This window comes from Nocardia sp. NPDC050793 (genome assembly GCF_040654065.1).
Lineage (GTDB): Bacteria > Actinomycetota > Actinomycetes > Mycobacteriales > Mycobacteriaceae > Nocardia.
The window spans coordinates 187,064-208,717 of sequence record NZ_JBFAHG010000007.1 but is presented as its reverse complement, the minus strand read 5'-3'; the positions used below and the strand labels follow the sequence as shown (position 1 = coordinate 208,717).

At 66.6% G+C, this 21,654-nt stretch carries 29 protein-coding genes and 2 pseudogenes; 16 read left to right on the top strand and 15 right to left on the bottom strand.

Annotated features, from left to right (window positions below):
- Positions 1–3 precede the first annotated feature (3 nt).
- Together AB0H50_RS24150 and AB0H50_RS24145 are read right to left on the bottom strand one after the other, a co-directional pair.
- Positions 4–321 (bottom strand): nuclear transport factor 2 family protein, encoded by a 318-nt coding sequence (locus tag AB0H50_RS24150; RefSeq protein WP_357456643.1) that lies wholly within the window; start codon positions 319–321, stop codon positions 4–6.
- A gap of 95 nt (positions 322–416) precedes the next feature.
- On the bottom strand, positions 417–1,037 hold the full coding sequence (locus AB0H50_RS24145; RefSeq protein WP_357456641.1) for a TetR/AcrR family transcriptional regulator: 621 nt from the start codon (positions 1,035–1,037) through the stop codon (positions 417–419).
- Positions 1,038–1,145: 108 nt separating this feature from the next.
- On the opposite strand from AB0H50_RS24145, the gene AB0H50_RS24140 reads away from it, so the two are divergent.
- The 3 genes from AB0H50_RS24140 to AB0H50_RS24130 are packed head-to-tail and all read left to right on the top strand — an operon-like array spanning position 1,146 to position 3,437.
- On the top strand, positions 1,146–2,228 hold the full coding sequence (locus AB0H50_RS24140; RefSeq protein ID WP_357456640.1) for an aldehyde reductase: 1,083 nt from the start codon (positions 1,146–1,148) through the stop codon (positions 2,226–2,228).
- A 10-nt stretch (positions 2,229–2,238) separates the two neighbouring features.
- A complete protein-coding gene (locus AB0H50_RS24135; protein ID WP_357456638.1) occupies positions 2,239–2,502 on the top strand; it encodes a hypothetical protein in 264 nt (87 codons plus the stop codon).
- A gap of 53 nt (positions 2,503–2,555) precedes the next feature.
- Positions 2,556–3,437 carry a TIGR03621 family F420-dependent LLM class oxidoreductase gene (locus AB0H50_RS24130; RefSeq protein ID WP_357456636.1) on the top strand — a complete coding sequence of 294 codons (882 nt, stop codon included), beginning with the start codon at positions 2,556–2,558 and terminating at the stop codon, positions 3,435–3,437.
- Between the two features lie 18 nt (positions 3,438–3,455).
- Here the strand turns inward: AB0H50_RS24130 and AB0H50_RS24125 are convergent, their stop codons facing one another.
- From AB0H50_RS24125 to AB0H50_RS24115, 3 genes are read right to left on the bottom strand one after another with little or no spacing between them, the layout of a single operon-like run.
- Positions 3,456–4,304, bottom strand: a complete 849-nt coding sequence (locus AB0H50_RS24125; RefSeq protein WP_357456634.1) for a helix-turn-helix transcriptional regulator — start codon at positions 4,302–4,304, stop codon at positions 3,456–3,458.
- Entirely contained in the window at positions 4,301–4,828 is a 528-nt protein-coding gene (locus AB0H50_RS24120) for a DUF6879 family protein (protein ID WP_357456633.1), read from the bottom strand. The genes AB0H50_RS24125 and AB0H50_RS24120 overlap by 4 nt, the downstream gene beginning before the upstream one ends.
- The gene (locus AB0H50_RS24115) at positions 4,809–5,138 is read right to left on the bottom strand and encodes a hypothetical protein (protein ID WP_357456631.1); all 330 of its coding nucleotides are present in this window, start codon (positions 5,136–5,138) and stop codon (positions 4,809–4,811) included. The genes AB0H50_RS24120 and AB0H50_RS24115 overlap by 20 nt, the downstream gene beginning before the upstream one ends.
- Positions 5,139–5,511: 373 nt before the next feature.
- Between AB0H50_RS24115 and AB0H50_RS24110 the strand changes: the two genes are divergently transcribed.
- Positions 5,512–5,721: a hypothetical protein gene (locus AB0H50_RS24110; RefSeq protein ID WP_357456629.1), complete on the top strand. Its 210-nt coding sequence runs from the start codon at positions 5,512–5,514 to the stop codon at positions 5,719–5,721.
- A gap of 47 nt (positions 5,722–5,768) precedes the next feature.
- On the opposite strand, the gene AB0H50_RS24105 is transcribed toward AB0H50_RS24110, so the two are convergent.
- On the bottom strand, positions 5,769–6,350 hold the full coding sequence (locus tag AB0H50_RS24105; protein ID WP_357456627.1) for a class I SAM-dependent methyltransferase: 582 nt from the start codon (positions 6,348–6,350) through the stop codon (positions 5,769–5,771).
- Positions 6,351–6,464: 114 nt separating this feature from the next.
- On the opposite strand from AB0H50_RS24105, the gene AB0H50_RS24100 reads away from it, so the two are divergent.
- Positions 6,465–8,747: an excinuclease ABC subunit UvrA gene (locus AB0H50_RS24100; protein WP_357456625.1), complete on the top strand. Its 2,283-nt coding sequence runs from the start codon at positions 6,465–6,467 to the stop codon at positions 8,745–8,747.
- A gap of 226 nt (positions 8,748–8,973) precedes the next feature.
- Here the strand turns inward: AB0H50_RS24100 and AB0H50_RS24095 are convergent, their stop codons facing one another.
- From AB0H50_RS24095 to AB0H50_RS24085, 3 genes are all read right to left on the bottom strand, one after another.
- Positions 8,974–9,387 carry an ester cyclase gene (locus tag AB0H50_RS24095; protein ID WP_357456623.1) on the bottom strand — a complete coding sequence of 138 codons (414 nt, stop codon included), beginning with the start codon at positions 9,385–9,387 and terminating at the stop codon, positions 8,974–8,976.
- Positions 9,388–9,404: 17 nt separating this feature from the next.
- On the bottom strand, positions 9,405–9,809 hold the full coding sequence (locus tag AB0H50_RS24090) for a cupin domain-containing protein (RefSeq protein ID WP_357456621.1): 405 nt from the start codon (positions 9,807–9,809) through the stop codon (positions 9,405–9,407).
- Positions 9,810–9,996: 187 nt separating this feature from the next.
- Positions 9,997–10,509 (bottom strand): helix-turn-helix domain-containing protein, encoded by a 513-nt coding sequence (locus AB0H50_RS24085; protein ID WP_357456619.1) that lies wholly within the window; start codon positions 10,507–10,509, stop codon positions 9,997–9,999.
- Positions 10,510–10,611: 102 nt separating this feature from the next.
- Here AB0H50_RS24085 and AB0H50_RS24080 point away from each other — a divergent pair, with 102 nt between their 5' ends.
- The 3 genes from AB0H50_RS24080 (at position 10,612) to AB0H50_RS24070 (ending at position 12,022) form a co-directional block, all read left to right on the top strand.
- Positions 10,612–11,352 (top strand): transposase, encoded by a 741-nt coding sequence (locus tag AB0H50_RS24080; protein WP_357456617.1) that lies wholly within the window; start codon positions 10,612–10,614, stop codon positions 11,350–11,352.
- Positions 11,353–11,417: 65 nt separating this feature from the next.
- A complete protein-coding gene (locus tag AB0H50_RS24075; RefSeq protein ID WP_357456615.1) occupies positions 11,418–11,666 on the top strand; it encodes a hypothetical protein in 249 nt (82 codons plus the stop codon).
- Positions 11,667–11,776: 110 nt separating this feature from the next.
- Positions 11,777–12,022, top strand: coding sequence for a hypothetical protein (locus AB0H50_RS24070; RefSeq protein WP_357456614.1), 246 nt, complete (start codon positions 11,777–11,779; stop codon positions 12,020–12,022).
- Positions 12,023–12,199: 177 nt separating this feature from the next.
- Here AB0H50_RS24070 and AB0H50_RS24065 read toward each other — a convergent pair whose 3' ends face one another.
- Both AB0H50_RS24065 and AB0H50_RS24060 read right to left on the bottom strand, forming a co-directional pair.
- Positions 12,200–12,616, bottom strand: a complete 417-nt coding sequence (locus AB0H50_RS24065) for a DUF4870 domain-containing protein (RefSeq protein WP_357456612.1) — start codon at positions 12,614–12,616, stop codon at positions 12,200–12,202.
- A gap of 549 nt (positions 12,617–13,165) precedes the next feature.
- Positions 13,166–13,342, bottom strand: a complete 177-nt coding sequence (locus AB0H50_RS24060; protein WP_357456610.1) for a hypothetical protein — start codon at positions 13,340–13,342, stop codon at positions 13,166–13,168.
- A 43-nt stretch (positions 13,343–13,385) separates the two neighbouring features.
- Here AB0H50_RS24060 and AB0H50_RS24055 point away from each other — a divergent pair, with 43 nt between their 5' ends.
- Together AB0H50_RS24055 and AB0H50_RS24050 are read left to right on the top strand one after the other, a co-directional pair.
- Positions 13,386–13,622, top strand: coding sequence for a transposase (locus tag AB0H50_RS24055; RefSeq protein WP_357456608.1), 237 nt, complete (start codon positions 13,386–13,388; stop codon positions 13,620–13,622).
- Positions 13,623–13,705: 83 nt separating this feature from the next.
- Complete coding sequence (locus tag AB0H50_RS24050) at positions 13,706–14,266, top strand: transposase (RefSeq protein WP_357456606.1); 561 nt, start codon at positions 13,706–13,708, stop codon at positions 14,264–14,266.
- Between the two features lie 213 nt (positions 14,267–14,479).
- On the opposite strand, the gene AB0H50_RS24045 is transcribed toward AB0H50_RS24050, so the two are convergent.
- Positions 14,480–15,268 carry an AraC family transcriptional regulator gene (locus tag AB0H50_RS24045; protein ID WP_357456604.1) on the bottom strand — a complete coding sequence of 263 codons (789 nt, stop codon included), beginning with the start codon at positions 15,266–15,268 and terminating at the stop codon, positions 14,480–14,482.
- Between the two features lie 119 nt (positions 15,269–15,387).
- Here AB0H50_RS24045 and AB0H50_RS24040 point away from each other — a divergent pair, with 119 nt between their 5' ends.
- From AB0H50_RS24040 to AB0H50_RS24025, 4 genes and pseudogenes are all read left to right on the top strand, one after another.
- The gene (locus tag AB0H50_RS24040; protein ID WP_357456602.1) at positions 15,388–15,744 is read left to right on the top strand and encodes a VOC family protein; all 357 of its coding nucleotides are present in this window, start codon (positions 15,388–15,390) and stop codon (positions 15,742–15,744) included.
- Between the two features lie 13 nt (positions 15,745–15,757).
- The gene (locus AB0H50_RS24035; protein WP_357456601.1) at positions 15,758–15,937 is read left to right on the top strand and encodes a hypothetical protein; all 180 of its coding nucleotides are present in this window, start codon (positions 15,758–15,760) and stop codon (positions 15,935–15,937) included.
- Positions 15,938–16,138: 201 nt separating this feature from the next.
- The gene (locus AB0H50_RS24030; protein ID WP_357456599.1) at positions 16,139–16,651 is read left to right on the top strand and encodes a nitroreductase/quinone reductase family protein; all 513 of its coding nucleotides are present in this window, start codon (positions 16,139–16,141) and stop codon (positions 16,649–16,651) included.
- A 256-nt stretch (positions 16,652–16,907) separates the two neighbouring features.
- Positions 16,908–17,217: pseudogene (locus tag AB0H50_RS24025) on the top strand (aldo/keto reductase); the annotation flags it as partial.
- Positions 17,218–17,671: 454 nt separating this feature from the next.
- Here the strand turns inward: AB0H50_RS24025 and AB0H50_RS24020 are convergent.
- A pseudogene (locus tag AB0H50_RS24020) lies at positions 17,672–17,809 on the bottom strand (transcriptional regulator); the annotation flags it as partial.
- Between the two features lie 101 nt (positions 17,810–17,910).
- Between AB0H50_RS24020 and AB0H50_RS24015 the strand changes: the two are divergent.
- A complete protein-coding gene (locus tag AB0H50_RS24015; RefSeq protein WP_357456597.1) occupies positions 17,911–18,630 on the top strand; it encodes an SDR family oxidoreductase in 720 nt (239 codons plus the stop codon).
- Positions 18,631–18,650: 20 nt separating this feature from the next.
- Positions 18,651–19,106, top strand: coding sequence for a hypothetical protein (locus tag AB0H50_RS24010; protein WP_357456595.1), 456 nt, complete (start codon positions 18,651–18,653; stop codon positions 19,104–19,106).
- Between the two features lie 12 nt (positions 19,107–19,118).
- Here AB0H50_RS24010 and AB0H50_RS24005 read toward each other — a convergent pair whose 3' ends face one another.
- Positions 19,119–19,727 (bottom strand): HAD hydrolase-like protein, encoded by a 609-nt coding sequence (locus AB0H50_RS24005; RefSeq protein WP_357456594.1) that lies wholly within the window; start codon positions 19,725–19,727, stop codon positions 19,119–19,121.
- Between the two features lie 59 nt (positions 19,728–19,786).
- Complete coding sequence (locus AB0H50_RS24000) at positions 19,787–21,364, bottom strand: alpha/beta hydrolase (RefSeq protein WP_357456593.1); 1,578 nt, start codon at positions 21,362–21,364, stop codon at positions 19,787–19,789.
- Positions 21,365–21,654 lie beyond the last annotated feature (290 nt).

Here is a 21,654-nt window from a genome sequence, read left to right as displayed (position 1 = left end):
GTTTCAGGCTTGTCCGGTCTCGAATCGGCTGATCTTGCCGTCGCGCACGGTGAAACGCCAGGATGTACGCATCGATCCCCAGCGCGAGTTCGTGTAGTCGGCGAGCAGTTCGATGCCGCTGTCGGTGACGGTTTCGATCTGCATCCTGCCGTTGCTGGCGAAGACCTCCGAATCGGTCCACTGTTCGACATCGCGTTCCACGCCGTCGTCGGACATGGTCGCGTCCGCGGTGAGCACCGAGTGGAAGCGGTCGCGGTCGTTGGCGTTGAGCGCGTCGACGAATTCTTGCACGATGGGGTCGAGCTGCTGCTGTATGGACATCCGGTCATCCCTCTCGAATCACGTATTCGGGTCGAGCAGTGACGGAACAGCAAACATCTGGCGCCCACTCTAGGGCAGAAATGCGGCATGCCACGTCAAGACCCGGGCGCGAAGAGCGATGACACCGTCCGCATCACGTCCTCGACCAGCTCAGGCGCGGTGGTGCCGAGCTGAACCGCCCGTTTGTCCAGCTGGCCGTCCAGCCACAGCGAGGCGAGCCCGTGGCCGATGCCCCACCAGGTGATGCCGAGAACATCCGCCTTGTCGGCGGGCAGCAGACCGGCGGCAACACACTCGCCTATGGCGTCGGCCAGGATCGCGAAGGCGGCGTCGCCCGCGACGATGGCGTCGGGGTGCTTCTCCGGCTGGGAGAGCTCAGGGCGGAACATCAGCCGGAAGTAGCCGGGCTGCTCGCGGGAGAAGCGGACGTAGGCCCCCGCGAGCGCGCCGAGGGCGTCCAGCGGTGAGCCGGTCGCGGCGTCCCGCGCGGCGGTGAGTTCGGCGGCGAGCAGCTCGAATCCCTTGGTGGACAACGTCGCGAGCAGGGCGGCCCGATCCGCGAAATGATGGTATGGCGCGCCGGTGCTGACGCCCGCCTCCCTGGCGACCCGGCGCAGGCTCACCGCCGCGATGCCTTCGGTTTCGATCAGGCGCAGGCAGGCGGCCATCAGCTCATCACGTAGTGCGCCGTGGTGGTAACTGGTCCGCTTCACCATCCGAGCGTATGCGACGTGGGCTGGACAACCTATCTATGCGGTGCTTAGATTATCTGAGCGGCGCTTAGATTCCGGCCGCGCCCTATCTTCCTCTGACAGGTGGGACACATGAGCAAACAGGTACTCGTCACCGGCGCAACGGGATTCATCGCCGGGCACGTCATCGCCGAACTTCTCGAACACGGCTACCGGGTGCGCGCCACCGTGCGCGACTTGACGAACACCGGCAAGCGCGCGCACCTCACGGAGCTCGCGCGGCGCCTCGGCGCCGACCTCGAGTTCGTCGCCGCCGACCTGGACCGCGACGCCGGGTGGGCCGAGGCTGTCGCAGGCTGCGCGTACGTGCTGCACGTGGCTTCGCCGTTCCCGTCGTACATCCCCGACGACGAGCGCGAACTCGTCGAACCGGCCGTCCAGGGCACGCTGCGGGTGCTGCGCGCGTCCGCCGCCGAGCCGGGCGTGCGACGGGTGGTACTGACCTCCTCGGTCGCCGCGATCGCCTACGGCCACGAGACCGACGCCGTGCGCACGGAGGCGGATTGGTCGGTGGCGGGACGGATTCCGCCCTACCAGAAGAGCAAGACGCTGGCCGAGCAGGCGGCGTGGGAGTTCGTCGGCGACCTGCCCGCCGAGCGTGGGCTCGAGCTGGCCGCGGTGAACCCGGGTATGGTGCTCGGCCCGCTGCAGAGCCCCGTCACCAGCACCTCGCACGAACCGATCCGGCGGCTGATGGCGCGGGATGTGCCCGGCTCGATTCGCACCGGCTGGACCCCGGTCGACGTGCGCGACCTGGCCGCCGCGCACCGGCTCGCGATGGAACTGCCGCAGGCGGCGGGCAACCGGTACATCTGCGCGGCCGACCCGCTGTGGATGGCAGAGCTGGCCCAGATCCTGGCCGACGAATACAACCCGCGCGGCCTGCGGGTGCCCACCCGCGTGCTGCCCGACTGGCTGATCCGGCTCATCGCGCGATTCGACAAGGGTGTTCGGCTGGCCATTCCGGTGCTCGGCCGCACCGAGATGGTCACCGCGAACAAGGCGCGTACGGAACTCGGCTGGACCATGCGACCCGTCCGGGAGACCGTGCTCGACACCGCCGAGAGCCTGCTCGCCTTCGGCGTCGTGGACGCGCCGGGTGTCCGCCCCCGGCCGGCCGCGCCGCGTCCGGCCTCGAACGCGCTCGGCGCCTAGGGGTTCGGGCATGGTGACCGCCACCCTGATCCTCGCGGCCCTCGGGCTGGTGCGCCGGGTGTTCCGCAGGGATCGCGACGCCGCGAACGCCGACGGTGAAGCACCCCGCCGTGGCCGGCTCGACACCGCGGCGCTGCGTAAAAATTTCCGCGAAGCGGATTGGCGTAGATACTTCCGCGAAGCGGCGCGGCGTCCGGTGCCCGCGCTCAGCGCGGCGGTGGCGCTACTCGGCCTCGGTGTCGCCATCACGGCGAGTGCGCTGGCGGAGTGCTGAGCGCACTCGGTGCCGGGTGGCGGCTGGGCCACGCCGCCGGGTAGACAGGACTGGTGACTGTGCAGCGACCCTTCCGTTTCGGCGTGAACATGGTGGTACCCGAGTCCAGGTCGCGGTGGATCGAGAAGTGCCGCAGGGCCGAGGAACTCGGTTTCGACGTGGTCGGCGTCGCCGATCACCTCGGCCTGCCTGCACCGTTTCCCGCCATGATCGTGGCGGCCGAGGCCACCGAACGCGTGCGGCTCAACACCTTCGTACTCAACACCGCCTTCTACAACCCGGTGCTGCTGGCCCGCGACGCGGCGGGCGCGGACCAGCTGACCGACGGACGCGTGGAACTCGGGCTCGGGGCGGGCTACGTGCGGGCCGAGTTCGACGCCGCCGGAATCCCTTTCGAGAGCGGCGGCAAGCGGGTGCGGCATCTGGAGCGCACCGTCACGACGCTGCGCAGGTTGTTCGCCGACCCGGACTACCAGCCGCGCCCGGCGCAGCCGTCCGGCCCGCCGCTGCTGCTGGCCGGGTGGGGGGACCGGCTGCTGAAGCTCGCCGCAGAACAGGCCGACATCATCGCCTTCGCGGGCGGGGGAGCGACGCCCGGCGGCCCGGTGCAGCTCGCCGACGAGGACACCACCGCCGAGCGGGTGGCCTACGTCGGCGGGTTGCTCGGCGCTCGCGCGGGCGAGGTGGAGCTCAATCTGCTCATCCAGCGGGTGATCTCGCGCGCGGACTGGCCAGCGCTGGCCGATGCGTACGCACCGGCGCTGCCGCCCTCGGCCGCCGACCACCCCGAGCGGATCCCCACCCTGCTGATCGGTTCTCCGGACGAGGGCGCCGACCGCGTCCGCGAACTGCGCGAGCGATTCGGATTCGGTTACATCACCGTGCTGGAGGACAGCATGGAGCAGTTCGGCCCGATCATCGAGCGTCTGCGCTGACCGGCAGCGGTCCGGGCATTACGATGTGGCCCGCCTGCGCCGGACCTCGAGTGCGTGACCGATCAGCTCTCGGGCGGCGTTGCCGTACAGGGCTTGCCTTGCGAGCACGGTGAACATCTTTTCGTAGAGGGCGATTTCGCGTGGCTGCGTGACCGCCAGCTCGGCGCTGATCGTTTCGACCTGAACGAGCCTGGTATCGAAGATCGCGAAACCGTTGGTCGCGGGCGCCTCGTAGACCGTGGTCGCGGGAATGATGCCGAATGCCACGCTCGGCAGCGCCATGACGGTCAGCACCCGGTCGAGCTGTCCGATCATCACCTCGTCGTCGCCGACGGTGGTGTACAGAACCGGCTCGGCGACTACGAAATTGAACCGGCGCCGCCCTCGGTAGAGCACGTGCTGCCGTTCGACGCGCGCGGCGACGCCATCCTGCAGGTCGTCGGGAATGCCGTAGAACGCGATCACCTTGCGGAGGATGCCCTCGGCATACGCCGGCGTTTGCAGCAGCCCAGGAAATACGGTCGTCTCGTACCAGCGCATCGAGGTTGTCTCGGCCTCGAGGCGCGTGCGGGCCTTCTGGGGCCTGCGAATTCCTGTGCCGAGGATGCGCCGCCATTCGAGGTATGCCGTTTCGATGTGGCGCAGCGTCGCGACGAGATCTGCGAGCTGATCTCCCTTACCGGTGTGTTCGCACCAGGCGCGTAGGTCGGCCTCGGCTGGTGTCTGCCTGCCGTGCTCGATGCGCGAGACCTTGCTTTCGTGCCAGCCGGAGAGCTGGGCGAGCCGGCGGGCGGTGAGCTCGGCGTCACGTCGAAGTTCTCGGAGCCGCAGACCGAGAGCTTCGCGCGCTTCATGTACCGCGGTCACTGCCGGCCGAGCACCATGTAGTCGGCGTGCGGCACCGCGAGTTCCCATACCCGGCCCCATATGGCCCGGCACCGGCCGACGATGTGCGGATCGGCGGTTGCGGCTACCCCGCCCGAGGTACCGGTGCGGTTGAACAGAGAGAACGCGACCAGTTGTCCGTCGAGCAGCCACCAGTCGTGTATGCCGACCTCGTCGGCGGTGACCAGATGCCGCGGCAGATAGCGAATCTCCTCGCCCGCCGCGACGTTGACGGCTGCGACGTTCAGGCCCCAGCGGGTCCAGTCGCTGTGCGGCACGGTGACCACTCGTGCCCGGCGCACAGCGACGCCGCGCTCGACGAGCCCTCGAACGAATGCCGCCCAGCCGCTCATCCATGCGTAGTCGTCGGGCTCGCCCGACAGGAACTGCCGAAACTCGACGGATTCCTCCGGAGTGTCGTACGTGTCCTGCAGTTCGAGGTGCAATGCTTCCCGCTTGGATTCCCCGAGCAGGTCGTTGACCGCGTCACCCTGCAACAACAGCACCGTAGAACGTCCTTTCTCTCCTCGGCACCTCGATACCGGTCTCGTGCTCGGACATCACCATGTGCGCCAATGCTTCCGGGTCGGTGACGAGTTCACCTGTCACGGTGAACGTGCCGCGCCCGGTGTCGGTGAGCACCGCGCCGATGAACGTATCCGGCTCGGCGAAACCGAGTAACAGGTGCGGGATCTCCACCGTGTCCGGCTCCGCGGTGGTCCACCCTTGCACGACGTAGGTGCCGTGGTCGGTCGCATACAGCGTCGGGCATCCGTTCTGGTGTGATCCACCCCTGCCGAGGAACCTCAGACGCATGTGACTCACCCCTTCCGGTGGTGTGCGCCGACTTGCGCAGCACGCTTCAATCGTCCACTACCACGGCTATTTCCGTCACCGTTCGAAAATAGGCGCGCAAGTCGGCGCAAGCTTGTAGTGCCACCTGCTTTCCTCTTCGTAGAGTCCGTCACATGCACTCGACGCCGGGTTGACATAGCCGGGGCTCCGTCTCTTCCCAGTAGCGGCGGAGCGCTCGCCGGTCGTCCCCGCAAATCTGGCCGGGGGAGCCTGCACCCCGGCGTCGGGTGCGCACCAATCAGGCCGACGCGGAGGGGTACCGCGAGATGGAAATATCTTTCGTGAACACACCGCGCGGGCGCGATGCCCTCGACGTAGCGCAGCGGAGGCCGTGATGTACGGCCTCGACGACGACGAGGTACTGCTGGAGCACCTCAGCTGTCAGAACACCGACTACCCTTCCTCCACGCTGCGCGCGGCGCACCGATCCATGCAGGTCCATCGTGAATGCCTCGTCGGCCAATGCCCGGCGAAGACCGCGGCGTTCGGAAAGTTGAAGCGAGACGGACACCTGGTCCCCGACTCCAGTCGGGTGCGGGAATGAATCCCGCTCACGCGCCTCGGCGACGTGCGACCAGTCGCATGGATGGGCTACGCGTGCCCCCGCTGCCACAGCAGGGTGTAGCGAAACATGAGGCGACGCCGAATCCTGGTGCCGGGCAGGGTCGTTGCCGCGCATGCGCGGATCTCGTCGAGCGCCTCCTCGGGGTCCCGCATCGGCACGTCGGGTCCGTTCGGGCGCGGCGGGTAGTGATCGATGGCCCAGATCAAAGGGAGCAGTGGGAAGTAGGCCGCATCGCGGCGTGGCGTCATCTTCCACAACCCCACCACGGCCAGCGTGCCGCCCGGGGCGACGAGACGGCGCAACGCTGTCAGACCTTCCTCGAGCAGCACGTGGTGCATAGTCGCGACGGCTGTCACGTAGTCGAAAGTGCCGGGGAATTCCCGGAAGTCGGCTTGTTCGAAGCGCACACGGTCGGCGGCCGATGCCTGTGCCAGGGCGGCGGCGTCCGCATCGATCCCAACGACCTCGCGGCAGTGCGCCGCCAGCTTCCTCGCCAATAGTCCATCGCCACAACCCACGTCGAGCGCGGTGCGCGCGGACGACGGCGCCTTGGCGAGCAGCCAGGGGTGGTAGCGGGTGTTGTGATTCCAGTACGGGTCGCGACTCACTTCACGACTCTACGGACGCACTCCCGCTGAACAGTCATGCATCTCGGCATATGATGTGATCTACATCACTACTCCCTCGCCATTTTGTCGGCTCCCAATGGCATGGTGTTCGGCATGCCATCTACCGAATCGGCCACCTCCGTCGATGTCATCCGGGTACTCGGAGCCAGCGAGCACAACCTGCGCGACGTCTCGCTCGAGATCCCCAAGAACAAGATCACCGTCTTCACCGGCGTGTCCGGATCGGGCAAGTCGTCCATCGTGTTCGACACCATCGCCGTGGAATCACAGCGCCAGCTCTACGCCACCTTCCCGGCATTCGTCCTCAACTTCCTGCCGCGATACGAGCGCCCGCACGCCGAGGCGATCGAGAACCTGACCGCGCCGGTCATCATCGACCAGCAACCGGTCGGCGGCGGCCCGCGCTCCACGGTCGGCACCATGACGGACATCTACTCGATGGTGCGCGCCATGTTCGCCCGATTCGGTTCGCCCTCCGCGGGATTCGTCTACCACTACTCGTTCAACGTCCCCCAGGGCATGTGCCCGGACTGCGACGGCCTCGGCATGACAGTGCGCGCGGATCCGGACCGCCTGGTGGACCGCGACAAGTCGCTCAACGAAGGAGCCATCCTGCTCCCCGGTTACGGTGTGGGCAGCGGTGATTGGCAGCTCTACGGCAATTCCGGCCGCTTCGATCCGGACAAGAAGCTGGCCGACTACACCGAGGCCGAGTATCAGGACTTCCTGTACGGCAGCGGCGGCAAGGTGGAACTGACCTTCGCGAAGGGCACGTGGAAGGCCGACTACGAGGGACTCGCGGCGAAGTTCACCCGCACCCGCCTGCAGCGCGACACCTCGACGCTCAGCGAGAAGACCCGCGAGCAGATGCAGAAGTTCCTCACCGAGGGTGTCTGCTCGACCTGCCGTGGCGCGCGGCTGAACGCCGCCGCACTGGCCACCAAGATCGGCGACCGTAATATCGCGGACTGGTCGAGCATGCAGATCACCGACCTCATGGCGGTGCTCGACGAGATCACCGATCGCGCGGCGCTCGGCCTGGCCGACGCCATCCGGACCGCGCTGCGGCGGGTGGCCGACATCGGGCTCGGCTACCTGAGCCTGGATCGCCCCACCTCGACGCTCTCCGGCGGTGAGGGGCAGCGGCTGAAGATGATCAAGCATCTGTCCAGCACGCTGATCGGGATGACCTACATCTTCGACGAACCCAGCGTCGGACTGCACCCGCGCGATGTCGGCAGGCTCAACGATCTTCTGAAAGCGCTGCGGGACAAGGGCAACACGGTGCTGGTGGTCGAGCACGATCCGGACGTCATCCAGATCGCCGACCACATCGTCGACGTCGGCCCGCGCGCGGGCGTGCACGGCGGGCAGGTGGTGTTCCAAGGCAGCTTCGCCGAACTGCGGGACGCCGACACCCCCACCGGCGCCGGTCTGCGCAGGCCGTTCACCGTCAAGGACAGCTTCCGCGCCGCCACGGGGGAGTTGCTGATCGAGAACGCCGCCGTGCACAACCTGCGCGATGTCACCGTCGCCATCCCTACCGGGGTCCTGACCTCCGTCACCGGCGTGGCGGGCTCGGGCAAGAGCAGCCTCATCCGCGACGTGTTCGTACGCGAACATCCCGAGGCGCTGTTCGTCGACCAGTCGCCCATCGCCGCGTCCTCCCGGTCGACGCCTGCGACGTATCTGGGACTGATGGATCCGATTCGCAAGCTGTTCGCCAAGGCGACGGGGGAGTCGCCGAGCCTGTTCAGCTTCAACTCCGACGGCGCATGCCAACAGTGCGAGGGCCGCGGTGTGGTGGTCACCGAGATCGCCTACATGGACCCGGTCGCCACACACTGCGACGCCTGCGATGGCCGCCGCTTCTCCGAGAACGTGCTCGGGCACACGCTGCGCGGCAAATCCATCGCGGACGTGCTGGAGATGTCGGCGGAGGAGGCGCTCGGCTTCTTCCCCGAGAAGGCGCTGAATGCCAAGTTGCGCACCATGAACGACGTCGGCTTGGAGTACCTGAGCCTGGGCCAGGCGATGAGCACGCTGTCCGGCGGTGAACGGCAGCGCATCAAGCTGGCCACCCAGTTGCAGAACACGGGGTCGATCTACGTGCTGGACGAGCCGACCACCGGCCTGCACATGTCCGATGTCGACACCCTGCTCGCGCTCATGGACGGACTCGTCGAGCGCGGCAACACCGTCATCGTCATCGAACACAATCTCGACGTCGTCGCCCATTCCGACTGGGTGATCGACCTGGGCCCCGACGGCGGAAAGGACGGCGGCCGAATCGTGTTCACCGGCACCCCCGCCGACCTCATGAACCACCCCACCTCCCTGACCGGCGAGTACCTGCGCAAGTACAAGGCGGCCTGATCTTTCCAGAAAGTGTGAGATAGCTTCGGCGGCAACCGGATTGGGTAGTGCGACCCGGGGTGATCGCGGTAGCACTCTGGCGGCTGGTCGGCGGGATCGCTTCCGGGGGTTTCTCTAGTTTCCGTGCGGAAACTAGAGAAACCCCCTTGGCTTGTATCTCATGCGAGCGATGAAACGATCTACCCGCTTAGAATCCGGTGGGCGTTTGGGCTAGGTTCGACCGCATTCAGTCACGGCGAAGTTGCTGCAGCAGACCGAGCCGATCCGACACAGCGTGACGCTCGCTGATGTGCTCTCCGACGAACCGGAACAGCGCGAACTCCTCCATACTGACCCGCTCCCCAGTCGCCGGGATACCTAGCAGGTCTCCGGTGTGGGTCGCGGACATGCGCGACCGCACCATCACATCATCGCCCTCGGCAACCATGTCCAGGATCTCGAACCGTGGATCGGTGTATCCGTGGTGTATCGCCTGCACCTCGCCCTTGAAAGCGGGCAGGCCGGTCACATTCTGGTGCGGCCCCTCGACAGAGATGAAGTCCGCGGCGAACAGCTCTTCGGCGAACGTGAAGTCGCCCTTCTCGATCCCGCGATACAACCGCTGAATCGCCTCTTTCCGGGACTGCAATAGTTGTTGCATCGACGCTCCGCACATGTCTACGCCGCCGCCAAGCGCTTCAACATGCCCGCGCTCAGGACGAGCGTCGTCGCCCCGTCATCCGCGAGGAATGCGATCTCGCCGGCGCTGCGCATGATCAGCATCGTTTCCTCCGGGTGGACCAGCGGTTCGTGCACGGCGCCAGCGGGTTCGAGCACATAATCCCCTGCCTTGAACGCCCCGGTCTGCGGGTGCTCACCCGCGCCCTGCAAGATGTAGAGCTCCGTCCCGGAAACATGCCGATGCCGCGGCAGCACCGAACCCGGCTTCGCGTGCACCATGACCGTCCACACGCCCGACTCCTCGTCAGCATAGACAACTCGTATCTCGACACCGTCGGCCACTGGCTTGAACGGAATCTCGTCGGTGGCGATGGTCAGCCCGTGATCTTGATCGTGAGACATGATGATCCTCCTGTAAGTGTCTCGGTCCGTCATCCCTAGGACGTACCGAACCCGGAGATTTGTGACATGTTGGCCAGGAAGTGGTTCGGCCTCATCAGCTCGGCGACGGCTCGCCGATCACCCGAACTCGACAGCACCATGCCAGGGCCTGGTGCCGTGGTGATGACCACCGAGACCGGTTCCGGGTTCACGGTTGGGCGGCGAAGCGTTCGATGCCCGTGACCTGGAGCAGGTCGAGCGCGGCGGCCGCCATCGAATTCCAGGCCAGCACATCGGCTTTCGCGGACAGCACCAGGGCGGGCAGATCCGCCATCCGGTCGAGCAGCCGCAACACGCTCGGCCGCACGACCATGGCGATCCGCCCCGACTGCGGCGGCGCGGCGCCCGCGAACCGGAACAACAGATCCCGGTCGACGTCATCGAGCCGCAGGGCGCGGGCCAGCGCGGCGAGCACCGACGTCGACGGTCGGGGACCGCGCCCCTGCTCGAGCCGGACCACATAGTCGACGCTGACCCCGGTGAGTAAGGCCAGCTCTGCACTCCTAAGGCCCGGAGCAGCCCGCGCGATCAGCGGCTGGTTAGAGACTGGTGTCAGGACCCGATCCCGGCCAGGATTTGGTCCAGGTGCCCGGTGGGGTGCTCCCTCATGCGGCTGCCCACCGTCGTGATTGGTGTGGCTCTCAAATGGCTTGCCTCCCACCGGGTGCCGTGCAGGCAGTGGCTGGAAAGGGGTCTGCCAAGGCTCGAACTAGCGGTGCCCTCCTGCACGGACACCACAGTCGTCGTCCCGGGAGGAACACCGATGACCGTCATCGTCGGAATGGATCCACACAAACGCTCGGCCACCATCGAAATCATCGACAAAGCCGGACGGATTCTGGCCACCGGCCGATATGCCACCGACACCGACGGATACGCGCAAATGCTGGCCGCCACACAACGATTCAACGATCGAGTGTGGGCGATCGAGGGCTGCAACGGCATCGGCCGCCACCTCGCGCACCGACTGGTCGACGACGGCGAAACCGTCATCGATGTCCCGACGAAACTCTCCGCACAGGTGCGAGTGTTCGCCACCGGCAACGGCCGCAAAACCGACCCCGTCGACGCGCATTCGGTCGCCCTCGCAGCCTTGCACGCACCGAAGCTCCGTCGCGTCGAGAGCGATCCGGAACTGATCGCACTCGGGATGCTCGCCGATCGTCGTGACGGACTCGGCCACGCCCGCACCGACACACTCAACCGCCTGCACCGGCTGCTGCTCGAGCTGGTTCCCGGCGGCGCGAAGCGATTCCTGTCCGCTCCGCAAGCCCGCGCCCTGATCGCAACGATCACACCGCGTGATCCGGTCGGCACGATCCAGCGACGGCTCGACGTCGAGCTGATCGAAGAACTCGAAACCATCGACCGCAAGATCAAAGCCGCGGACAAGGAGTTGCGGCAATTGGTGACTGACCGCGGCTCGACGTTGATGGAACTGCACGGCATCGGACCTTCCTCGGCAGCAAGGCTTACCGACACCCACATCCACGCCTTGACATAATGGGGAGCCAATGTAGTGCCTTGCCATCGGCCACTGGGTGTCCTGTTCTGTGGCAGTCTGGCGGCGTGGGTGAGAGTGAACAGGTCGGGCATGGAAGCGGAATCGAAGCGATCATCGAGAAGATTGCGGCCAGCAAGGGGCGTGTCGGGGTGGAGGTTGCCGCCGGGAAAAAGGAGGGGGTTCGACCATTAGCGCATCGGATGGCTCGGCCCGTCCGGGTGCTCTTCTACTGCTCGGTGTTCATCGGTATTTTGTTGCTGGTCCTCCTGTGCGTAGGAGTGACCTTCTTCGGGTTCCTGGTCTTCCTCTTTTAGTGGCACTGAGACGCCGGTTCGCCAGTACCGACCTCGGCTGCTCCGACTGCGACGACAGGCCCGGGCGCCGACCGAATCGCTTGGCACAAAACGCCTTGCACGATTGCAGGATGCTATCCGCAGCGGGCGCGGGTGACTCCGGCGGCGTGACGTGTGACGCGTCGTCCCAATGCCAGGGTGCGACGCTCGGCGCGCTGGCTTCCCCAGCCGGCCACTGGTCCGCGGGCTCGTACTCCAGCGGTGCCCCGCCATCGGAGATGGTGACCCAGTTCGACCATGTGCTCGACGGTAGAAGTTGCCGTTACGTGAAGGTCAAGCGGAGCAGGACCGCCGATTTCACCGGCCGTATCCGCTGAGTTGATTCGTGGAGGTTCGAACACACGATATTCGGCATTATCGGACATTCCGCGCGGACGCCAACGGCCCGAGATAGCCTCGGGCCGTTGATCTTCGGACTGCCGCATCTGGCCGCCGGTAGCGGTGCCGACAGCATCCTCGATTACGAAATCTGGCTGGGGACTTCGAATATGCCGCTACTTGACCGAGTTGGCCAACTGATCGGCATATGGTGCAGTGAATTTTCCGACAATGGGAAGCTCTGCGCGGACACCGCCGGCGTTGTTCGTCTGGACCATGGCCATGATCCAGACGACGACTGCGAAGACCGCGACTGCGAGTCCGGCGAGGCTGAAGATGATCCCCAGGACTCCGAGGAGCGAGCCGATGATGCTCAGAACAATATTAACCACCGAGACCGCCCCGAAGAAGACGATCGATTGCGAGGCATGGAATTTCACATCGGGATCGTTCTTTCCCACAAATAGGAAGATGATTCCGGTGAGCCACCCCAGTGCGTACGACAGGATCGCACTGGTCTTCTTGTCGAAGCCGGCGGACTGCGGTTGGTTCGTGGGAGGTTGAGAAGATGTCATGGGGTAAGTAGATGCCACGCGCGCCACCTACCGATCCCAGGTTTCAGCACGAACCCACAGCGACCGGCATCCTGGACGTGGTTGTCTCGACGAGATGACTGCCAACGACCTCGAAACGACTGGGTGATGGCTCATTACACAATCGAGCACCGAAAAAGCCGCAGGGTAGCCGAGTCGGTCTCCGAGCAAGGGGCGCTGCACGGCCATCGTCATGCAGCGGTGTGTTCGGTCGGCCTCGAATCGATACAGCCACCTGAAGGTCGCCTGCCCCGCGCCAGCCGGTTCGATCAGCGCGGTATGCGGCTACTTGACACTGGTGCCAGGACCTGATCCCGGCCAGGATCTGGTCCAGGTGCCCGGTGAGAAGCTCCCTAAGCGGCTGTCCGCCAGCGTCATCGGTGTGGCTCTCTAATGGCTTGCCTCTCACCGGTCACCGTGCCGGGAATGGCTGAAGAGGGGTTTGCCCAAAGCTCGAAGTAGCGGTGCCTTCCTGCACGAACCGCAGACGCCGAGACGGGAAGGACACCACAGGTGCCGGTCATCATCGGAATGGACCCACACAAACGCTCAGCCGCGATCGAAATCATCGACCACACCGGCAAGATCCTGGCCACGGGCCGATACGGCACCGACAACGCCGGGTATAGCGAAATGTTCACCGCTGCAGAACAACACGCCGATCGAACATGGGCCATCGAGGGTTGCAACGGCATCGGCCGTCATATCGCGCATCGCCTGGTCCACGACGGTGAAACCGTGATCGACGTGCCGGCGAAACCCTACTCAGGTGCGGGTGTTCGCCACCGGCAACGGTCGCAAGACCGATCCCGTGGATGCGCATTCGGTGGCGTTGGCGGCGTTGCGGTCACCGAACCTGCGCCGTATTCACGCGAACTCGGAACCGATCACCTTGGGCATGCTCGCCGATCGCCGCGACGAACTCGGCCGCGCCCGCACCGACACCGTCAATCGACTGCGCCGACTGCTGCTGGAACTATTGCCTGGGGGGCAAAGAAATTCCTGACCGCGCCCCAAGCCCGCAAGCTGGTCGCCGCCGTCAAACCCCGCGATCCGGCAGGCAAGGTCCGGCGCCGCCTGGCCGTCGAGTTGATCGGCGAACTCGAAACCATCGACCGCAAAACCAAAGCCGCGGACAAAGAACTGCGCCAGCTCGTCGCCGAACGCGACTCCACGCTGACCGACCTCCACGGCATCGGCCCAGCGGGCGCGGCACGGCTACTGGCCGATGTCGTTGACATACACCGATTTCGAGACCGGGACCGGCTCGCGTCCTGGAACGGCACCGCACCCTTGGACGCCTCGTCTGGTCAGCAGCAACGACATCGGCTCTCCCGCGCCGGAAACCGCAAGATCAACCGGGTTTTACACACGATGGCAATCGTCCAACTACGCCGTCGCAGCGCCGGGCGCACCTACTACGACCGTCGCAGAGCCGAGGGCAAGACCTCGATGGAAGCGATGCGGGCACTGAAACGACGCCTCTCCAACGTTGTCTATGCACGCGTGCTCGCCGATCAGCACAGAGGTGAAACGGCAAGCCCGGGAGGGCAATCGGGGACGGCTACTGACTCCAGCGCGACCGGCTCAACCCCGCACCGCCGACACTTCGGACAAGCCACAACCCGGACTTACCACCAACCAGAATAGCCACCGCCTCCAAACCACGCCTTGACACGAGAGGGGAGCCATTAGGGGATGTCCGGGCTGCGGTAGCCATGATCGGCTATCGCAGCAACTCTGGAACACGTTCGCCAGGAAGGCCACCCCTTGCCGGTAGTCCCACGACTGGCAACGTGGTCCCCTTTTCGCTGGCGAACTACATTGCGCCGGCCACGATCAGCGCCGCTCTGGTGCAGGCTTTCAACGGCTCGGTGGCGGTGGGGGTGTCAGTAGTCGCTGTAGAGCGGTGGGGGTGTGGCCCAGGTGTTCGCGAACTGTGCGGGTCAGGTGTGCCTGGTCGGCGAAGCCGAGGTGTGCGGCAAGGTCGGCGAGGCCGGTGTCGCCGTCGGCGATCCGGTCGAGGGCCTGCCCGACTCGTATTCGGTTACGGTAGCGGGTAACCGGCACGCCCATGTGCTGGGAGAACACCCGGCTCAGCCGATACGGCGAAACCTTCAGCAGTACGGCCAGCGAGCGCAGCCCAGCCGACTCCGGTGCCCCATTAATAATCGCCTCCCGGGCCGCGGTGACCAGCACTCGGTCGGCGGGCCGCGGGAGCGGGACCGGCCGTCCGGCCGCGAGTGCGACGAGCCGGACCAGTTCCTCGATCACCGCATAGTCGATATCGCCGCCCGCGGCGGCGGTCAGCATCCGGCGGTGCGCGAGCTCGATGCGCGCATCGACGTAGACCGCCCGCGGGTTCACCGCCCCTTCCACGAGGTCGGGCTCGATGGTCACCGCGGTGCAGAGGTCACCACCGGCGGGGTGGGAGAACCCTTCCTCCTCACTCGGTGCGCCGATGTAGCCGACAGTGCGGTCCAGGTCGACGAGTTCGCCGTTGGCCTGTCGCCGAAACCGGCCTCGGCGCACGAGCACCAGCCGATGGTCGTCGCGGACTTCCGGAGCACAGAAATGGGTGTGATCGGAGCGGCAGTTCACGGTGGTCACGGTGAACTCCGGTCGGGCGGCGAGGGTCGTGGCGGACAGCACCCACGGACCGTACGCCGGGGGTACGACAGAAGATGCCCGCAACAATCTTCAAGACCTGCGCAGGGCCGGGCGCGAATGCTGAGACGGCAACACCGACTACCCCAGGGAGTTATCGACACATGACCGTCCACGCGAACCTCGCCGCGATCAACCTCGACTGTGCCTCGCCAAAGGCGATGGCGCAGTTCTACCACGAGGTCACCGGCTGGAAGATCACCCATCTCGACGACAATTCGGCCTACCTCGGTGAGGGCCCGATCCAGCTCGCGTTCCAGCGGATCGAGGGCTACCAGGGTCCTGACTGGCCCGGTACCGGTAAGCACGCCCACCTCGATTTCACGGTCGCCGATGTGTCGGCCGAAACCGAGCGGCTGCGCACGCTGGGCGCGACCGTACCCGATTTCCAGCCAGGGCTGGACCAGTGGACGGTTCTCGCCGATCCCGAAGGCCATCTGTTCTGCATCGCCGCGGCCTGACCAGGAGGACTCCATGGCATCCATTCACAAAGAATTCATCGTCGACGCCACCCCTGAGCAGGTCTGGGCTGTCCTGGCCGATTTCGGCGCACCGGCGGCGGTGATAGACGTGCGGGCACCAATTCAGCTCAGCTTCCGACCGCTATCTGGACGCGTCTTCGACAACTCGTCGGGCCTGTCACCTGCCCCGTAATGGTGCGAGGACACCGAGCAGGGGTGTGGGCTGGGACGCTGGTCCCAGCCCACACCCTTGTTGGCGTTTCCATGGCCAACCATTCTGGACGGTTGGCCAACGAGCGCTCAGCGGCATGACAGGGCGTTGGCTTGCGAAATACGTCAAGATCTCGGTCGAATTAGGACCGAAACTGTCCTATTTCCCCGACATGCTCGAATCATGAGCGAAACCGAATCGACTGCGGGACAGCCGGATCAGGCCGGAATCACCGACTACAACGATCCGAACGCGCCGTGGAACCAGGCGTGGGACCAGGAAGGCGGCATTGCCAACTGGAATGATGATGTGATCAAGGAGTTCCGGGAGAACTCGGGCAAGGTGGGTGGCGCTTACGCGGGTGGGGACCTCATCCTGCTCACCACCACCGGAGCCAAGAGCGGCAAGCGGCACACGACTCCGCTGGGCCCCCTGTACCGGGACGACACCATGTACGTGAGCTCGTTCATCGAGGACAAGTACCCGGCCTGGTGGTACAACATCAAGGCGAATCCGCAGGTCACCATCGAGCTCCGAGACAAGACCTACCAGGCGACCGGCACGGTGCTCGAAGCCGAGGACTACAACGAGTTCGCGGCCTGGGTGCTGGCCAACAACCCGCTGCTGGCGGACTTCCAGTCCAAGGTCGACCGGCCGATTCCACTGGTCTTGCTGACCCTCGACGGCGAGGGCTGAGCGCTCCCAGGAACCTTCCAGCCACGGCGTGTCGACAATGGCGCGCACCGGGCCGCGCAGCACCAGGATGCCGCCGGAGGTGGGGTGCGATCACACCGAAGGCGGGCGGTGCACGGAACCGCTGGTGAAGACCGTGGCGGTCAGGCGCTGGGCAATCGCCACGCCCGGGTTGCATCACGCTGGACGCGGTCTCCTCCGCGCCGAGACCCCCTTCCGCGGAAGGACTTTCACCCGCCGGGTAGATCACCACATTGCTGCCCTTCCCGCAAGGATCGCATGCGTCCAGAACGCCTACAGTCTCGCCTCCCGCGATGACGAGGACATGGTGAAACTCTGTGCGGCCGAACGGATCGCCTGGGTCCCGTTCTTCCCACTCGGCGGCGCCTTCCCGACCATGCCGAAGGTCACCGACGATCCGGTCGCCGCCGCCGTGGCGCAATCCCTCGACTGCACCCCCGCACAGGTCGGCCTCGCGTGGCTGCTGCACCACGCACCGAACATAATGCTCGTGCCCAGGCACCACCCGCATCCGCCATCTCGAAGCCAATATCGCCGCCGCGACGATCGCCCCGCATGACACTGTCATGGCACTCGAAGCGATCCCGTCGACCTCCGCCGATATTCCGCTCGGTTGAGCACGTTTGTTGGGATGCAACCGGCTCGGCCGCACGGGGACTGCTTCGGGCGGGGCCGACCCGCGACGGTGACTCGGCCAACGACGCGTTCGACTGCGATGAGAGCGCTGCCGACCCTGAACCGGACATCACGTAATCGGCATTTCAGGATGCTTATACCGACTTGGTGGTAGCAATGTGGTCGAAGACCGATCTGGGGATATCCGTCCGCGCCGGACCCGGTGTCCCGGGGCCGCGGACCGGCGGTAGCGGTTCCACCACTGCCTGACCGATCAACCACGATCCGCGCTCTCGCCGCGCCGAATCATGGGGCTGCTGTAGGGAGAGGTGACATGGTCGATTCCCTCCCGTATGCGGGCATTTGAGGAGTGTGTAACCGGTATCTCACCCCAGCCAGCAGTGCCACCTCTTCGCGCCGCAGACCCGGCACCTGCCGTCGCATGCCGACGGGCAAACCGACATCACGCGGTCCCACCCTGGCGCGCGCCTGCCGCAGCAATGCGGCGAGCTCGGTGCGATCCATGACCCCGATGATGGCGGATTTCGGCGGCCGCGGGGTGGTACGGCCGATCCCAGGACATGGCGGTCCTGGCGCGAACCGCACCGCGCTGACACGCTCGGCTCGTGAACTCCACCACGATCGCCCTGGTCACCGGGGCCAACAACGGGTTGGGCCGGGAAACCGTGCGCAGGCTGGCCGGACTCGGATGGCGCGTCTTCCTCGGCGCCAGGGATGCCGAGCGCGGCGAGCGGGCGGCGGCCGAGCTCGCCGAAGTGGGTCTCGACGTCGAATTCATCGAGCTGGACGTGACGTCGGCGTCGTCCGTCGCCGCCGCCGTCGCAGCGGTCGGCGAGCGCACCGATCACCTCGACGTGCTCGTAAACAATGCGGCTATCGGCGGCACCCGCGCAGCGCCACCGGACTGCGTGGCCGCCGATTTCCGAGAAGTGTTCGAGACCAACGTCTTCGGCGTCGTCGAGGTGACCCATACGTTTCTGCCGCTGCTGCGCGCCTCGTCGCACCCGCGAATCGTCATGGTCTCCAGTGGCATAGGGTCGCTGACCCTGACCTCCGACCCGGCCCGGCCGGAGTCCACCGTGCTCGGCCTGCCCTACCCGTCGTCGAAATCCGCGCTCAACGCGATCACCTCCCAGTACGCGCGGGCGCTGCCCGATTTCCGGGTCAACGCGGTCGATCCCGGCTATACCGCAACGGATTTGAACGATCACACGGGCGTGCAGACCGTTGCCGAAGGCACCGACGCCGTCGTGCGCCTGGCCTCCGAAGGATCCGGCGGACCCACGGGCGGGTTCTTCGACCGGCGCAGGCCGGTCCCTTGGTGAGGCACCGCTAGGATGCGCGAATGCATGTGCGGAAGTGGCGGCCGGACACGGTGTTCCGAACGATGCGGACGACGTTGGGAGTGGCGGCCGCCTGCCTGATACTCGCCGTGATCTGCGTGATCGCGATCGTGACCGGTACGGCGGTGATCGCGGGCGAGATCGGCGCACTGGTGTTCCTCGCGATCGGCGCCGAGATGGCGTGGTCCGGGCTGCGGCGCAGGCCGGATCTGGTGATCACCGACGAGGTCGTGGAACACCGGGCGTTCGGCCGGATCGCGTGGTCGACCGTGGATCACGTCCGGGTGCGCCGCTGCCCGAGCGGTGACGCCATCGATCTGGTGCTCACGCACCCGGATCCGGAGTACGCGCTCGCCACCGCGCCGTCCATCCCGATGACCTCGCTCTCGGTGCCGCTGCTCCAGGTCACCGAGGCGATGCACAGGCACCGGCCGCACCTCGAGATCACCGCCGACTGAAGCGTCGCGCCGTCAGGCGGCCGCGTATTCGGTGAGCCAGGACGGGAATTCGGTGAGATCGCTCAGCACGATGTCGGCTCCCGCCGCGCGCAGTTCGGCGGCGTCGCACGGTCCGGTGGTGACGCCGACCGCGAACGCGTCGGCCGCTTTGGCGCCGCGCATGTCACCGGCGTGATCGCCGACGTAGACGGTCGCACCTTGCGCGCGTAGCGCCTCGGCCTTGCCGGTGGACCACAGCCCGCCCGCGAGGTGGTCGATCCGCCAGCCCAGCTCGTCGAGATGGAGCTGCGCGTGCGGCTGGTATTTGCCGGTCACCACCATCAGCCGTCCATTGCGCGCGGCCACCGCGTCCAGTGCCGCGTCCGCGCCGGGCATGGCGGGAACGCGCGGCACCACGTCGGGATACAGCTCGCGGTAGCGGGCGATCAGGGCGGGGATGAGCTCGTCCGGCGCGCCCGCCTCGGCCAGCAGCAGATCGAGCGGCGGGCCGAGGCGCTGCACGAAGTCGGCGCCGCGCAGCGGCAGCTGGAACTCCGCGGCGACGGTGTCGATGGCGAAGGAGACTCCCGGTCGCGAGTCGATCAGTGTCATGTCGAGGTCGAAACCGACGGTCCAGGTCACCCATCGACTCTAGAGGGGAGCGGCCGGACCGGGTCCGGCGGGAGCGCGGAGGCGCCCGGTCAGTTCGTGCAGCGGGTCCCATCCGGAGGCAGCTCGCCATCGTAGAGGTAGGCGACGACGATGGCGTCCACGCAGGAGGAACCGTTGTCGAAGGCGATGTGACCGTCGTGTTCGTTGATCACGAGCACGGCGTCGGCGAGGGTAGCGGCGACGTTCTCCGCGTCCTCGAGCGGGGTGGCCGGGTCGCCGCTGTTGTTGAGCAGCAGGATGGGCGACGCACCCGCGGCGTCCACGCCCTGCGACTCCTGCGTCGGCGGCACCGGCCAGAACAGGCACAGCGGGGTGCTGAACACGCGGTTCGCGCCGAACAGCGGTGACTGCGCGGCCGCCCATTCGGCCTCGCGCGCCAATTCGCCGAGAATCACGTCTTCGGACTTGGATCGCCATGCGCTCGGGTCGTCGTCGAGGCATTCCACCGACCAGAACGCCGGATCCGACGAGCTGTAGCGACCCTGGTCGCGGCCGACGTAGAGGTCGGCGAGCTCGGCGAGCCCGGTGCCGTCACTGCGCAGTGCGTCGGCGAACGCGCGCTCGAACCGCGGCCAGTAGCGCTCGTCGTAAGTCGCCTGGAAGATGCCGAGCAGCGCCAGATTGGAGCCGACACGGCGGCCGTCCGAGGTGCGTATGGGTTCGGCGTCCACTCGATCGATCAGGCCGCGCAGCCGCTGCATGGCGGCGCCCGCGTCGTTGCCGACCGGGCAGTCCGCGCGCTGCGCGCACGCGTCGAGCATGGTGCGCACCAAGCGATCTCGCGGCGCGAGCTCGCCCGGCGCCGGGGTGCCGGACACGTCGAGCGCCTCCCACCGGTCGGTGGGCAGGCTCGGGTCGTCCACGGAGTCGAGCACCATCCGCCCGACCCGATCCGGGAACCGCTCGGCGTACAGCTGCCCGATCCGGGTGCCGTAGGAGAAGCCGAAGAAATTCAGCTTCGCCTCGCCGAGCGCCGAACGCATGATGTCCATGTCGCGCACCACGAATTCGGTGCCGACGAAACCGAGCAAGGTGCCGGTATTGCGCAGGCACGCCGTGGCGTAGCGGCGGTGCGCCTCGGCGACCGACCGGCGGCCCGCCTCGTCGACCGGGGTGAAATCGGTGGCCAGGTAGTCGTCCATCGCGCGATCGCTCAGGCATCGCACGGGCGCGGTCCGGCCGACACCGCGCGGGTCGAAACCGACCAGGTCGTAGCGGAAGCGGAACTTGCGCAGCCCGGTGTCCTCCGGGTTCAGCGCGGAAAGCACGTTCTCGTAACCGGATTCGCCAGGGCCGCCGGGGTTGCTGGTGAGCACGCCGAGGCGCCTTGCGGGATTGGTGGCGCGCAAACGCACCAGCGGCATGGTGATGGCGGCGGCTCCAGGGTGGTCGTAGTCGACGGGCACGCGAATCTCGCCGCATTCGGCGCCGGGTAGTCCCACGCACCGCGCCCAGTCGATCCGCTGAGCCTCATAGTCGTGCAGCGTGGGCAGCGGGGCGGGGGAGGGCGTCGCACTGCCGTCCACCCTCGGCCCGATCACGCAGCCCGAGACCAGCAATCCCACGGCCGCAACCACGGCCACCAGTCCGCACCGAGTTGCTCGCACTGTCGTCCCCATCCTCCGCGACGTCCTCCGGCGGATGTATCGCGCCGCGCCCACCGAGAATTCACGGAGAGCCCTCTCGAAGATAGCGAGAATGCGGCGATCCGCGCGGGTCTCCGCGCATCACGGTGCCGCGGCGGCCCGGTCGACCCGAAAGGGTATCCGAGAACTCAGGTGGGTGCCTCGCTGTCGCGAGCCAGTCGGCGGGTGAGGGTGCGGATTCCGAGCGCGCGGCACCTTGCGAGCGAAGTATCACTGGGCGGCATCTGGGCATGCGCCCAGTGTAAAAGGAA